The organism is Mucilaginibacter sp. P2_D11 (assembly GCF_056404435.1).
On record NZ_JBFUEA010000013.1, the window covers coordinates 177,938 to 191,808 of the forward strand.

At 47.7% G+C, this 13,871-nt stretch carries 14 protein-coding genes; 7 read left to right on the forward strand and 7 right to left on the reverse strand.

The features are described from left to right. Positions 1-4: 4 nt before the first annotated feature. Positions 5-1,516, reverse strand: a complete 1,512-nt coding sequence (gene pdxR, locus AC1DXC_RS20460; RefSeq protein ID WP_477461042.1) for a MocR-like pyridoxine biosynthesis transcription factor PdxR — start codon at positions 1,514-1,516, stop codon at positions 5-7. Between the two features lie 83 nt (positions 1,517-1,599). On the opposite strand from pdxR, the gene AC1DXC_RS20465 reads away from it, so the two are divergent. From AC1DXC_RS20465 to AC1DXC_RS20475, 3 genes are all read left to right on the forward strand, one after another. After that, entirely contained in the window at positions 1,600-2,100 is a 501-nt protein-coding gene (locus AC1DXC_RS20465; protein ID WP_477461043.1) for a DoxX family membrane protein, read from the forward strand. A gap of 117 nt (positions 2,101-2,217) precedes the next feature. Continuing rightward, on the forward strand, positions 2,218-3,225 hold the full coding sequence (locus AC1DXC_RS20470; RefSeq protein WP_477461044.1) for an EamA family transporter: 1,008 nt from the start codon (positions 2,218-2,220) through the stop codon (positions 3,223-3,225). A 200-nt stretch (positions 3,226-3,425) separates the two neighbouring features. Continuing rightward, complete coding sequence (locus AC1DXC_RS20475) at positions 3,426-3,626, forward strand: hypothetical protein (RefSeq protein WP_477461045.1); 201 nt, start codon at positions 3,426-3,428, stop codon at positions 3,624-3,626. A 32-nt stretch (positions 3,627-3,658) separates the two neighbouring features. Here AC1DXC_RS20475 and AC1DXC_RS20480 read toward each other — a convergent pair whose 3' ends face one another. After that, on the reverse strand, positions 3,659-4,129 hold the full coding sequence (locus AC1DXC_RS20480; protein WP_477461046.1) for a type II toxin-antitoxin system RatA family toxin: 471 nt from the start codon (positions 4,127-4,129) through the stop codon (positions 3,659-3,661). Between the two features lie 161 nt (positions 4,130-4,290). Here AC1DXC_RS20480 and AC1DXC_RS20485 point away from each other — a divergent pair, with 161 nt between their 5' ends. Beyond that, on the forward strand, positions 4,291-5,403 hold the full coding sequence (locus tag AC1DXC_RS20485) for an acyltransferase family protein (protein WP_477461047.1): 1,113 nt from the start codon (positions 4,291-4,293) through the stop codon (positions 5,401-5,403). 232 nt (positions 5,404-5,635) lie between these two features. Here the strand turns inward: AC1DXC_RS20485 and AC1DXC_RS20490 are convergent, their stop codons facing one another. From AC1DXC_RS20490 to AC1DXC_RS20500, 3 genes are all read right to left on the reverse strand, one after another. After that, positions 5,636-6,913 (reverse strand): Kelch repeat-containing protein, encoded by a 1,278-nt coding sequence (locus tag AC1DXC_RS20490; protein ID WP_477461048.1) that lies wholly within the window; start codon positions 6,911-6,913, stop codon positions 5,636-5,638. A gap of 130 nt (positions 6,914-7,043) precedes the next feature. After that, positions 7,044-8,168: a magnesium/cobalt transporter CorA gene (corA, locus tag AC1DXC_RS20495; RefSeq protein WP_477461049.1), complete on the reverse strand. Its 1,125-nt coding sequence runs from the start codon at positions 8,166-8,168 to the stop codon at positions 7,044-7,046. Continuing rightward, entirely contained in the window at positions 8,169-8,780 is a 612-nt protein-coding gene (locus tag AC1DXC_RS20500) for a WbqC family protein (RefSeq protein WP_477461050.1), read from the reverse strand. A gap of 38 nt (positions 8,781-8,818) precedes the next feature. Here AC1DXC_RS20500 and AC1DXC_RS20505 point away from each other — a divergent pair, with 38 nt between their 5' ends. Together AC1DXC_RS20505 and AC1DXC_RS20510 are read left to right on the forward strand one after the other, a co-directional pair. After that, positions 8,819-9,703: a lysophospholipid acyltransferase family protein gene (locus AC1DXC_RS20505; protein WP_477461051.1), complete on the forward strand. Its 885-nt coding sequence runs from the start codon at positions 8,819-8,821 to the stop codon at positions 9,701-9,703. Further along, positions 9,703-10,740: a glycosyltransferase family 2 protein gene (locus AC1DXC_RS20510; protein WP_477461057.1), complete on the forward strand. Its 1,038-nt coding sequence runs from the start codon at positions 9,703-9,705 to the stop codon at positions 10,738-10,740. Before AC1DXC_RS20505 ends, AC1DXC_RS20510 begins: the two co-directional genes overlap by 1 nt. Positions 10,741-10,959: 219 nt before the next feature. Here the strand turns inward: AC1DXC_RS20510 and AC1DXC_RS20515 are convergent, their stop codons facing one another. Further along, on the reverse strand, positions 10,960-12,087 hold the full coding sequence (locus AC1DXC_RS20515; RefSeq protein ID WP_477461052.1) for a tetratricopeptide repeat protein: 1,128 nt from the start codon (positions 12,085-12,087) through the stop codon (positions 10,960-10,962). A gap of 93 nt (positions 12,088-12,180) precedes the next feature. Between AC1DXC_RS20515 and AC1DXC_RS20520 the strand changes: the two genes are divergently transcribed. Beyond that, positions 12,181-12,471 (forward strand): hypothetical protein, encoded by a 291-nt coding sequence (locus tag AC1DXC_RS20520; RefSeq protein ID WP_477461053.1) that lies wholly within the window; start codon positions 12,181-12,183, stop codon positions 12,469-12,471. 175 nt (positions 12,472-12,646) lie between these two features. Here the strand turns inward: AC1DXC_RS20520 and AC1DXC_RS20525 are convergent, their stop codons facing one another. Then, complete coding sequence (locus tag AC1DXC_RS20525) at positions 12,647-13,759, reverse strand: ISAs1 family transposase (protein WP_477461054.1); 1,113 nt, start codon at positions 13,757-13,759, stop codon at positions 12,647-12,649. Positions 13,760-13,871 lie beyond the last annotated feature (112 nt).

Sequence of the window (13,871 nt, forward strand, 5' to 3'; positions counted from 1 at the left end):
TTCATCATTCGATATTATTCCTGCCACTCACCGCCGCCGCCTTTTTCACCGCCCTCGCTAAAATATCTACTGCCTCTTCCAGTTCCTTTACGTTCATGGAGGCGAAGCCCAGCCGTACGAAGTTGTGGCGCACCAATGGGTCGTGGTGGTACTCGCAGCCGCTGCCGATGGTGAGGCCCATTTCGGCAGCTTTTTGGGTCACTAACAGTCGGTCAACGCCGTTTTTGTATTCCATCCAAACGGCAAAACCGCCGTTGGGGATAGTGAAGGCTACCTGGTCGCCCAGTTTCTCCTGCAGTAGGCGGCAAAGTACGTCGCGGCGTTCCTGGTAAAGCTTGTTGGCTTTTTTTAGGTGGCGGCCTATATCGCCGTTTTTGAGCAGGTTGGCCATGGCTTCTTCCAAAAGCTGCTCGCCCTGCCGGTCTATTAGCCGGCGCAGGCGGGTAGCTTGCTTAATGAGGTTTTGCGGGGCTATCATAAAGCCTATCCGCAGGCCCGATGCGATGGTTTTACAAAAGGAGCCTACGTATATCACGCTGCCGTAATCATCGGCACTGGCCAGCGGCAAAATAGGGCTGCTGGAGTAATGGAAATCGTAGTCATAATCATCTTCCACAATAGCAAATTTGTAGGTTTTGGCCAGCTCAAGCAGACGCATGCGCCTTTCCGAGCACAGGGTTACCGTAGTAGGCTGGTGGTGGTGCGGTATCACGAACAACATGCGTATCTTTTGCTTTTTGCAGAGGGCCTCCACCGCGTTCAGGTTTATGCCGAACTCATCTACCGGCACCGGGGCTATTACCGCACCGGCCTGGGTAAATACCTCGTTGGCCATGCTGTAGCCCGGGTCGCCAACGATAACGGTATCGCCTTTATTCAATAATACCTGCGCTATAATATATAGGGCCATCTGCACGCCTTTGGTAATGATGATATTATCGGGACTTACGTGCAGTCCCCGTGTTTCCGAAAAGAATTTGGCCAGTTCTGTCCGTAAGTTCTCGGAGCCTTGCTCGGGGCCATACATCAGGTATTTGGTATTGAATTTATGCGATGCCAGCCGGCGGTACTCGCGTATCATCAGTTCCAGCGGGGCAATGCGGGTATCAGGCGAGCCATTGTTAAACACCAGGTTTCCATCGGGCGGGGCAACAAACATATCCTGGCAAATAACGCGGGCATCATCAACCTCATATAAGGTTTCCTGCGAAAAACCTGTGCGCGGCGGGGTAGCAACCAATGCCCTCGGCGCAACGTTGGGCAGGTTTTTGGCCACGAAGATGCCTTTTCGCGGTAACACGTCTACCCAGCTTTGGGCATACAGCTCATCATAAGCCGCCACCACGGTTTTGCGATGCAGATTCAACGACTGCGCCAGCACCCTGCTGCCCGGCAGTGCTGCCCCCGGTTTTAAGATGCCCTTACGGATAGAGCATATCACATCATTGGCCACCTGCAGGTACACCGGCGTGGGTAGGTTTTTATCAACGCAAACAAGGCTTTCTAATAATTCCATCTGGACTATGTGGATTGTTAATTGTGGACTATGTGTATAGTCCACCAAGTACGTAATTTTATATCATTAAAACAAATCACATCATGCAACTCTCCGGAAATTTTAAAGCCCCTTCCGTTTTTCTCAGGATAGCCATCGCTGCCAGCTACCTCTGGGCATCGGCCGATAGGCTGGGCATTATTGGCGCGCATGGCCAGCCGCATGTGGGCTGGGGCGACTGGCAACACTTTATGGATTATAGTAAGCAAGTAATGGGTTTTTTACCCGATGCATTTGTAGCACCTTTAGCCGTAATGGCAACCTCGCTCGAAATAATTATTGGCCTGCTGCTTATCCTCGGTCTGTTTACACGATACGCCGCGCTGGGCAGCGGTTTGCTAAGCCTGAGTTTCGCTGTTTCTATGGCGATATCATTTGGGATAGAGGCGCCGCTCAATTACTCGGTATTTACAGTTAGTGCCGCCAGCTTCGTGCTGGCTACCGCACCCTCATACGTATGGAGCCTGGATGCATGGCGGCAGAAGTATTGCTTTGGGCGGCTGGATTATTACGGGGGTAACCATTTGATAGATATCATCAGGTAATGAATTACGCCTCACCCTGCCCTCTCCAAAGGAGAGGGTAGTAAGAATTTTAAAGTCCCTCTCCTTTGGAGAGGGGTTGGGGTGAGGCCTCACAATACATATATAAAACAACATACAATGGAAACGAAAGCAACCGGTAAACCCTCCACCTTATTAGTAGTAATTGCATTTGCTGCGGTGTACGTGGTGTGGGGTTCTACATACTTCTTTATACAAATGGCCCTGCATGGCGTACCGCCCATGATAATGGGTGCCATGCGCTTTATAGCAGCGGGCATTTTGCTGCTTACCTGGTGTTATTTAAAAGGCGATAAGATATTTGATAAGGCAACCATCAAGGCATCGGGCGTAAGCGGCCTGTTTACCCTTTTTGTAGCCAACGGCATTGTGATATGGGTAGAAAAATTCCTTCCCAGCGCTATGGTGGCCATTATGGTATCGGCAAACCCTATCTGGTTCGTGGTATTAGATAAGGCCAACTGGGGTATTAACCTTAAAAGCCGCAGCACTATCTGGGGGCTTATTGTCGGTTTCGGCGGCGTGTTGCTGCTATTTGGCGAAGCATTCTCCAAATCGATTGCGGGAGGTATCGATACCCAGCACCTTATCGGCCTCTTGCTGTTGATCGTAGGTCCTATTGCCTGGTCGGGCGGCTCGTTGTACTCGAAAAAGACGGCAACCGGCGCACCTGCAAGAGTAAATACCGGCTGGCAAATGATGGCGGCAGGCCTGGCTTTTATCCCCGCGGGGTTTATCGATAACGAATACGCCACTTTCCACATCAGCGCGGTGCCGTTTCAAGCCTGGATGGCCGTGCTGTACCTCATTTTCTTTGGGTCGATAGCGGCATTCAGCGCCTACGTTTGGCTGCTGCAAGTGCGGCCGGCCACGCAGGTGAGTACGCACTCGTACGTAAACCCGGTTATTGCGGTGCTGCTGGGCGTGTTATTCGCGGGTGAGATCATCAGCTGGATGCAGGTAATAGGCCTGGTTATCATTTTGCTGAGCGTGCTGTTGGTGAACCTGAGCAAATATTCGGTTGGCAAGCCGAAGGTTGTTAAAGCAGATGAACCCGTGCCCATAAAAAAGAGCGGGCTGGTACTGGCCGAGAAACTTTGCGCATAATAAATTTCAGATCAGTTTTGTTTAATAGTTCGAAGGGCTGGTGGCTGCAAAGTTGCCGGCCTTTTTGTTTTTCGTCCAAAACAATGCTGTACGCAGCGTGTCTTATCTAAATATAGATTGGGTTCTCAATTGGTATAAAAGCTAAAAATATTAGTATTTTAGCTTTGCGTTTATTATTTTTGACGATAAATTACCCGGTTATGGAACATACAAACGACACAGAGCAACTGAGGCAATACCTGGCCGAGGCCGTGGAAATGCTGGACGACGTAAAACCCAAGCTGGCGTTATTCGAGAAGCAACGCTATTTCCGCTTAAAAGCGGCACTGGAGAAGTATATTCAAAAAAATAATGAGCCGGATGCTGGCCCGGAACAAATAGGGTTGGTGTCGGGCTTATAAGTCAAAGTCTGAAGTGCGGTGCAGGATTCAAATCAGGCCACTTCGACGCATTTCTTCAGATCGCGCAAGCGTTGCCTTACATTATTGCGCAAATTGCTTTTGATAAATATACCCAGCAGTGTAAAAGGGAAACGCAGCCGGTAAGTGTAAAAGAACGTAACTTTAGATTTGTCTGCCTCAACGGTGCTGAACGTCCATGAGCCGGCGAAAGTTTGGAACATATAAGGGCCCTTCGTCATTTTTACGGCGGTGGTGCGGGGGCGGCTGTAGGTAACGTAACGGGTTTCCATACCGAAGCCATTACGCGCTACGCACCAGGCTTTCACGCCTTTATCCGGTTCGGTGGCACCGTTTATCAATTCTGCCTGTTTCAAAAAAGTATCCCAATCCAGCCGTTTGCCGTAGTCTTGCGTGTAGTCAAAAATCACTTCGGCGGGCTTGTTGATAATAATCTTCTCGGAGAAGTGGTAAGAAGCCATATGATGATCGTGTAGGGTTGCCATAAAGTTAAGCTTTTAATGCAGGTTATCAGAATTTTATGCTTATAAATTTAAGCATTTGTTAGTATTCTTCAAAGCGCTTTATCATCATCTGCATATCCATCATTTGCACATCTGCACATCTAAACTTATCTTGTAGCCCGAACCGATTATTTTAAACCTTCATGAGCAAACCCCATTACCCTATACTGGATGGCCTGCGCGGTACCGCCGCGCTTTTAGTAGTGATTTTCCACCTGATGGAAGCCTACTTCGGCGAACCGGCTACTCACCCCATGCATCACGGCTACCTCGCGGTAGATTTTTTTTACCTGCTATCGGGCTTCGTGGTGGGCTACGCCTATGATGATCGCTGGGCCAAGGGCATGACTGTTGGGCAATTCTTCAAGATAAGGCTCATACGCCTGCATCCCCTGGTGATATTGGGGACCATAGTAGGGGCCATCTGTTTCTGGTTCGACCCGTATAAGGATATGCAAATCGTCGATATCGGCAAGTTCGTGGCGGTGATATTATTCGGGCTTACGCTGCTCCCTGCTACCACAGACGTACGCGGCTGGGGCGAAACCCATCCATTGGATGGGCCCTGCTGGAGCCTTTTCCAGGAATACCTGGCCAACTTCCTGTATGCTATAGTGGGTCGCAAGCTAAGCAAAACGGGCCTATGGGTGCTGGTTATCATCAGTGCCGTGGTGCTCACTGTGGTGTCGGTAGATCATGGCGATTTGGGCACCGGCTGGGGTTACATGAAAATAAAATCAGCCTTTATTGCTGATTGGTTCTATGGCAAAGGCTCGCAAGGCTACCCCAACATATGGGTTGCGCCCGTGCGTATGATGTTCCCCTTCTTTGCCGGTTTACTATTATTCCGCACCGGGAAACTCATCCGCGTACCTATGGCATACACCCTTTGTTCTTTGCTATTGGCGGCTTTATTCTTCTTCCCTTACTATAGCTGGAATGGGTATTTCGACGCGCTGTGCATCATCATCTTCTTCCCGCTTATCGTGGCGGCAGGGGCAGGGGGGCAGATTGCCGGCCGCTGGGCGACGCTGTGCAAATTCTCGGGCGATATTTCATACCCCATTTACATTATGCATTACCCCTTTATATACGTGTACACCTTTTGGATCATCAAAACCAAACCTGCGCCCAACACCGTCATCATGGTAGCAGTTGGATTGTTCTTCTTCTTTATCCTGTTGGCTTATACGGCGTTGAAATTATATGATGAGCCGGTGAGGAAGTGGCTGAGAACCGGGATTAAGCGGATTTGACAGATTCTCAGGATTTTGATTTGCATGGTGGCAATACGATTTTTGATTTGCAAGTGACGATTGGATTTTGATTTCAATGAAGCAAATCAAAATCCAAAAAATCGCATAAATCGGCTCAATCCCGGTTCACGTCTGCAAATCAAAATCGTAAAATCGCATAAATCCGCTTAACGGCGAAGCCCTCTTTAACACCGAAAAAAACAATCAAAAAGTTAAAAATCCGGGTTCAGACTTATTCCCCAAAAACGCTTTGCAGATCGATCATCTGTGCGCTTACGTATCTGTTGGTAATACGCGATGCGCCGCCGAAGGCCACCAGGTACCGCCCCTGTATAATGCCGGCGGCAGCGTGTTTGCGAGGTTTAAGGTTGGATTTTACCTTGGTAAAGGTATTATTGCTGGTATCATAATAACCGAGGAAGGTGTCATCATCATAATTGCCGACGATAAATATCTTGTTGCCGAATACAGCAACATCTGTAGCGGATACATTCACAGGCAGTTTCCCAAGGGATTGCCAGGTGTTGGTAGCGATGTTGTAAGCCGAAATGAAATTGAACGCTTTATGCTGAAAAGGGTCGTAACCGCCAAAAGTATATAGCAGGCCATCGACTATAGCGCCCGAAATTTCCGCCGCGTAGGGCATGTCGGCTAGCTCGGTAAGCTTTTCCGTTTCCGGATCGAACCGGTATAGCGAGTTATAAGATGCGCCTGTTGAAACTATACCTTCCAGCGGTTTCGTTTCCAGCCTGAAACGGCTGCCGCCAAAAAAGTATATTTGGTTATCCCAAACCGCGCTGCCGCCGGCCATAGAGGGCATGGGATTGGTCACTTTAATTTTTTTTACTTCGCCGGTACCCACGTCTACGCTTTCGGTACTTTGATTGATCTCGTTCGAGGTATTGAGCCCGCCGATAACATAGATTTTGTTGGTGGATGGCGCGTACGCTGCCGAAACATCCATTTTGGGTGTCAGCCGCTGCGTAAGGACCGACCATGTGTTAGAAGCAGGGTCGTATTTCAAAACGGCCTTGTCAAGCGCTCCGGTACTTACGCGACCGTTTACAGCATAAATATATCTGTCGTCGGTAACAAAAGCGGTATTGGAAAGAGCTGCCGGCAGGTTGGCAATGTCGGTAAATTTCAAATAGATGCTTTTGCTGCCGATGGTGACCTCCTTCAGTGCTTTTACGTCGTCGTCCATGGCGTAATTTACCTGAGTGGTTAGCCCTGCCTTCACGGTTACCTGCGTATTGATACGGATTTTGCCGATATTGGTGATCTGCAGGCTCACGGTTCCTTCGGGAACGGCAGGCAATGTGAATGCGCCGTTTTTATCGCTTTGCGTTCTGGCCACCCCCATAATACTGATGGTCGCGCCTGATAAGGGTTTGTCATCTGCGGCGGTTATGGTGCCGTTGATGCTCCCGGTTTGGGTTTGAGCTGATGCAATTGAATTAAAACAAAGACAGATTAATAACAGGCCGACTACAGTTTTAATTGAAAGCATAAAAGGAACTATTTTCTTGTTTAGACTCTACTAACTTAAAAAAGTCAAATCCAATAAATCGCATAAATCGGCTTAACGGCGAAGCCCTCTTTAACACCGAAAAAAACAATCAAAAAGTTAAAAATCCCGGTTACAGCTTATTAAACCACCCCTTTTTCCAAAACACGAATAACAACCCTGCACCAATGCCGAACATGAGTATCAGCGCGTACACATAACCGTGCGGCCAGTATAGTTCGGGCATGTTATCGGGTATCAGGTGGCCATGATCATCCTGTCGGCTAAAGTTCATACCGTAGATACCGGCGATGAAGGTAAGGGGAATAAAAACCACCGAGATGATGGTGAGCACTTTCATGATCTCGTTCATGCGGTTGCTTACCATGCTCAGGTAAAGGTCGATGATACTGCTGGTTACCTCTTTGTAGCTCTCTACCATATCCATGGCTTGTATGCAATGGTCGTAGGCATCGCGCAGGTATATCTTTACGTCTTTGGTGATGAGTTCGCTTTCGCTACGGATCATGTCGTTTATCTTGTCGCGCTCGGGCCAGCAGGAGCGGCGGATGATGATGAGCGTTCGCTTCAGTTGCTGCGCCTCAAACATGATGCTTTTATCAGGGCGCTCGTAAAGCTTATCTTCGGTTGCGTCGATGCGGTCGCCAAGTTGCGATAGCACCACGAAGTAGTTATCCAGGATGGTATCGGTTAGGGCGTAGAAGATGTAGCCCGGCCCGGCGGTTCGGATGATGCCTTTTCCGGCCTTTAAACGGGTCTTTATCGGCTCGAAGTAATCCAGATGGCTCTCCTCGAAACTGATGATGATGTTATCTTTTACAATGCCGCTAAACTGGCAGTTAACCAGTTCGCCTTCGTCGTTAAAGTAAATAATACGGCTGGTGCCGAACACGTAACCATCGTATTCATCAAATTTCGGCCGTTGGTGGGTATTCACCACATCCTCCAAAACCAGCTGGTTTATGCCCATAAAGGTGCCGATGTCTTCTATCAGCGTGGCATCGCCAAGGCCATTTATCTTTATCCAATGGGTATGGTCGGTGCATTTTTTTAGCTGCTGCGTTATGGTTTTCATATCGCAGCCCTTGCTGGTTTGCAGGTCGGTTTCGTTGAAGGAATAGATAACGATTTGCGGTTTCAGTGCATCCTCGGGTATATCTATAGTGCCGGGGCGGGCACCCACCTCAATCTTATGTTTTTTGTTTTTGAAATGTATCCGTTTGGTGAAATTGCTCATCTACAAATAATTAACAGCCTGCGGCCCCTGGTTAAATAGCAGGTCGACGATGCTCTGGTTCTTCAGGAAGCCCAGCCGTTCCTCAAAAACCTGAAAGTAAGGTTTTTGTTCCATTTCTACAGGGGTTTTTGCGCTCATGGTATAACGAAGGTCGGTAAGGGTAGGGTATGCGGCCTCGTAAGTTTCGGTAAATTGCAGGGGCAATTTAATTTTCAAAAAGCGCAGTAGCAACTCAAGCAGCTCGCGGTTATAATCGAACAGGTAGGGGTAGTGCTTTTCGTAAAAAGGGGCAAAGTCGGCCTCGTAATACTCAAAATAAGCCGAGCTGCGGTAACAGGTTTGCAGGCTAAGCCAATGCACCCGCTGCCACCTGAAATCGTAACTTATTTTTACATCCTTCATTTTGGTGTGGTTCTTGGCACCTTTTATCACGGGCACGGTAAGGGCCAGCGAGCCGTCGGGCGAGTAGATATTGGCCCGGTTGCGGTAGGTTTGCTTGGGGAAATGTTCTTCCTTCTCTATCAGCACGTTGGGTTTGTGCTGCTGCAGCAGGGTAAAGTAGGCTATCGGCGGCAGGTAGAACATCGGGAAAACAGCACCATTCTCAATCATATATATTTTTTATGTTTGTGGCAAAATTGGTTAAAATAATGTTAAAAAAAGTGGCAGACGGCATAGGTATATTTTTTTGGTACCTGTTCTCCTTGCTTCCTTTTTGGTTTTTGTACCTTTTTTCCGATTTCCTTTACCTTATCATCTATTACGTAGTAAAGTACCGCCGCCGCGTAGTGCGCGATAACCTGCGCAACGCTTTCCCCGAAAAAAGCGATGCTGAACGCCTGAAGATAGAGAAGGATTACTATAAATACATGGCCGATTTGCTGGTGGAGACCTTTAAGATGGTCAGTATATCCGAGAAAGAGTTGCGCAAGCGCATGCACATGACCAACCCCGAAATCGTTGACCATTACTTCAGCCAAGGCAAAAGCATCATTGCTGCGGCCGGGCATTATGGCAACTGGGAGATGTCGGCACTGGCGTTTGGCTTGCTTACGCCCAATAAAACCATCATTGTTTACAAACCGCTTACCAATCCCACTTTTGATGCGTTTTTGAACAAGCAGCGGGCGCGCTTCGGTTCTATGCTGGTTACCATGAAGCAAACCCTACGCACCATCATCGGGCTTAAAAATGAGCGCATCGTGAGCGTGCTTGCATCAGACCAAACCCCCGGCGTAAACGAGGTGAACTACTTTACCACTTTCCTCAATCAGCCCACGGCCGTGTTTTTGGGGATAGAAAAGATAGCCAAAATGACGGATGCCGCCGTGGTGTTTTACCGCATAGAGCGTGTAAAACGCGGCTATTACACCTATACGCTGGTACCGTTGATAGATAACCCGAAGGAAACCGCCGAATACGAGATAACCAATACGCACGTGGCTTATTTGGATAAACAGATAAAAGAAACGCCGCAATACTGGCTTTGGAGCCACAAACGCTGGAAATTTAAACCGGAGGACTTTGCAAAATGATGCCCAAGCCAAAAGTTGCCGTAGTAATATTGAATTGGAACGGGCTGCAGCACCTGCAGCAGTTTATGCCATCGGTGCTGGCCTCTACCTATCCCAACCTGGATGTGGTGGTGGGCGATAATGCCTCTACCGATGGTTCGGTTGCTTTTTTGCAGGGCATGTACCCATCCGTAAGGATTATTGAGAACGATGAGAACTACGGCTTTACCGGCGGCTACAACCGCGTGCTGGAACAGGTGGATGCCGATTACTACGTACTGCTGAACACCGACGTGGAAGTTACCCCCAGCTGGATAGAGCCGGTAATAGCCATGATGGAGGCAGACGAGCGCATAGCCGCCGCCGGGCCGAAATTGAAATCGTACCACCAAAAGACGCACTTTGAATATGCTGGCGCAGCCGGCGGATTCATGGATTATTTTGGCTATTTGTTTTGCCGCGGGCGGATATTCGACGTACTGGAAGAGGATAAGGGGCAGTACGATACACAAAGCGAAGTTTTTTGGGTATCGGGCGCGGCGCTGTTCATCCGGAAGGAATTGTGGGATGCTGCCGGCGGCCTCGACGAAACCTTTTTTGCGCACATGGAAGAGATAGACCTTTGCTGGCGGCTGAAGAATATGGGCTACAAGATTATGTATAGCCCGGCATCAACCGTTTACCACGTAGGCGGCGGCACGCTCAACGCCGAAAGTCCGTTTAAAACTTATCTCAACTTCCGCAATAATCTGCTGATGCTGAAGAATAACCTACCGTTTTGGAGGGCGTTTTGGGTTATCGGCATCCGCTTTTGGCTGGATCTGCTGGCCCTGCTCAAATTCCTGATGGAGGGCAAGCGCAAAAACGCCTGGGCCATCAGCAAGGCGCACCAAAACTTCGTACGCAGGCTGTTCTGGAAAACTAAAGGCCAGGGGCAGCAAATAAAACGTGCCGGCTGGCAAAACCTTACAGGCTATTATGCCCGCAGCATCGTATGGGATTTTTTCGCGGGTAAGAAAAAGAAATTCAGCGATTTGGATGGTAAGGCGTTTAGGTAAGACTCACGGTTTGTTGGTCACAAGACGAACAAAGGCGAAAAGTAAGACCTCACCCCAACGTCATTGCGAGGAGCGGCGCGGGCTAAGAGGGGGGCGCGACGTGGCAACCTTCGGCAGGCAGAGCCGCTCTGCAAATCGGACCTTCTCACCGATGGTTGCCACGCTATCGCTCGCAATGACGTGGTGATTTTTTGCCGTTGTTGGTATTGTGACAACAACTTACTTCACCCTACTTTTAGCATACGCAACATAAGCCTGCTGCTCCCTCGGTGGTTTACTCGCCAGGTATTTTTTGTAATACTTCAGCGCGCTTTTCTTATCCTTCAAATTCGTTTCGTATAAATTAGCCAGCGAGTAGTATATCATTGGGCTATCGTCAAACTGTAGGCCTTTTTGATAGGCCTGCACCGCCTTTTTGTATTGGGCAAGCTTCTCGTTGCTATCCGCTATTTCGCCGTAGTACGACGCGATGCTTTGCGATATGCCCTCTTTGATGGCTTTTTGCAGGTATGCTACCGCCTGTTTATGGTCCTTCATGGCTTTGTAACACATGGCGGTATAATAATAGGTGTATTCGTTCTGCGCGGGCTGGGCTATGCTGGCAAAGGACTCAATAGCACAGGTATAATTTTTTAAGTTAAAATACGATATACCCAGCTTGGTAAGCATGCCGCTGGCGTTGTTACCCGCTTTGATCAGCTTATTGCAAACATCAATGGTTTCCGGCCATTTCTTTTGGGCAAAGCTCAGTTTCATCAGGCTTTCTAACAATACCACGTTTTCTGCGTCGGCAGCTATGGCTTGGGTAAGCACCTTTTCGGCCTGCGGCAACAACTTTATTTCGATATAGCGGTTGGCCAGGTCTGATGCTACATCAGGCTCGGCAGGGTTTATCTTGTTTGCCCTTTGCAGGTAAGCGATCTGTGAGCCGAAGTCGGCTTTATCCAGGCTCAGTTGTGCTAGTTGTTTGTAAACCATAAAGTTGGTGCTGTCGCGGGCGGCTATACGTTTATAATACAGCTCGGCTTTTAGGGAGTTGCCGCGGCGCATATTGATGTTGCCCAGGCTGAACAGCGTGCCCAAACGGGTAGAATCGATATCATAAATACGTTGGTAATAGGCCTCTGCTTCGGGCAGGCGACCGGCCATGTTGGTAGTGTAGGCCAGCTGGGAGAGGGCCTTGGTGTCGGTTATGGGTTCAGCGTAAACAGACTTCAGGTAATCGGCAGCTTCGGCGAAGCGCTGGTTTTGGTAATAATCTAAAAGCAGTGCGTCGTCGGCTTTATTTTGTGCAAAAGCACTTATTTGCAGGCAGGTGAACAGGAAGGCAGAGAGGATGTATTTCATATAACTAAATTATTAGTTATAAACTGAAATTCCAAATGCTAAACAAATTTATCTTTTTGGTGTTGGATATTTAAACATAAAGAAAATATTATTATGGATAAGTTAAAGAAATTTGGGTTGATGGAGAAGATAGTCCATGAGTTGGAAGATTTGAAGAATAGCCAGCAGGCAATCATCCAAAAACTGGGCAAGATAGAAGTGGATAACATGGACCTGGGCAACAAACGCCTGGAGAAGGACCTGCCCGATATGCACCAGCGCGTAGCCGATAACCTGGATACCATCGCCAGCATCCTGGAAGATTTTGCCAACCAAACTGAAGAATTCAGCGATAAGAACAATATCGCTGCCCTGAAAGAACAGGAAACGATAGACAATTTATAGTAGCAAAATACTACAACGTAAAAAGCCCCGGATAGGGGCTTTTTACGTTTAAAAAATAATATCGAATGATGAATTTCGAATATTGAATGATAAAGTAGGAGCAAAGTTGAAGTTTTTTTACTCCATTATTCGACATTCGGCGTACGGCGTTCGGTATTTATCCAGGGCAAACGCATTAAAATTTAAGGAGCATAAGTAAGTATTTGAAATCCCAGGAGGCGATGTTCTTTTTCCTTCTGATGCTGATATTCTTTGTGAGGTCGTTTTTAAGGATATTTAGGGCAACTTTGTTGATCAGGGAAAAGTTTTGGGCTGCATGCTTATTTCTTTTCCTATCGGCGTCTTCGTGAAAGGCTACGTCAAGCGTCCAATGCAACTTGTTTTCTATAGCCCAGTGCCCTCTGATGTTTTTTTGGTAGAAAGCAGCATCGGCATGTTTGCTTCCGATATAGTAACGTATCGATTTCTCGATTTTTCCGGTGGCTTTAAGGCATCTTTCACTCTCCATCTTTATTAAAACATTCAAGTTTTTCCACCTTCCGGGCTCTTCGATATGTGATAAGTCGGTTATTATAGTGCATTTCCTGGTTTCTATCCGGCCATGGTCGCTATCAATAGTTTCATCATCGCCCGTTTTTTTCAGGAACCGGAACGAATCTTCGATGTTTTGGTATAATGAAGCCTGATTGTTTTTTACGGCCAGGAGATAATCCCCTTTCCCATCCACGATGCACTCAGCAATAGCTTCCTGGCAACCCATGGCATCTATGCTGATTACACAGTCTTTTATGAGCAAGCTTTTTAATAGTTCGGGGATAGCGGTTATCTCGTTTGATTTCTCATTTACTTTTACCTGCCCTAATACCATGTTACTATCCCCTGCCCAGGCACTTACCATATGGATAGGCGACTTTATCCCGTGGTTTTTAGCGCCGCGTATCGTTTTCCCATCAACACTGATTTGCTGGCCCGTATGGCTTTCAAGGATGGAATTAACCCAATTCCTGAAACAGGCTTCGAATTCAAGGGGGGCCATATTAGCGAACACCCGGTTAAAGGTGTCATGCGAGGGTATCCCATTGGGCAATTCCAGGAAGGTCTTAAACCAATCTTCCCTAACCACCCCAAAATCTTCAATATCATTATAACTTTCAATGCCGCATAAAGCTGCCGCGATTGTTATCGTGATGATATCCGTAAGTAGGTGCCGCTTCTTCCTGTCTATCCGAAAATCCTGCATCTCGCTGAAATAAGCAAAAATGCTGCTTGTGCTGTTTTTTGTATCCATCTGATTGTCAGATAAATATACAAAAAATAAATAGAAAAAACAACTTAAATGTCTAATAATCAGCTGTTTACTAAAGCCAGGATTTGTGAATTATTTTAATGCGTTTGCCCTG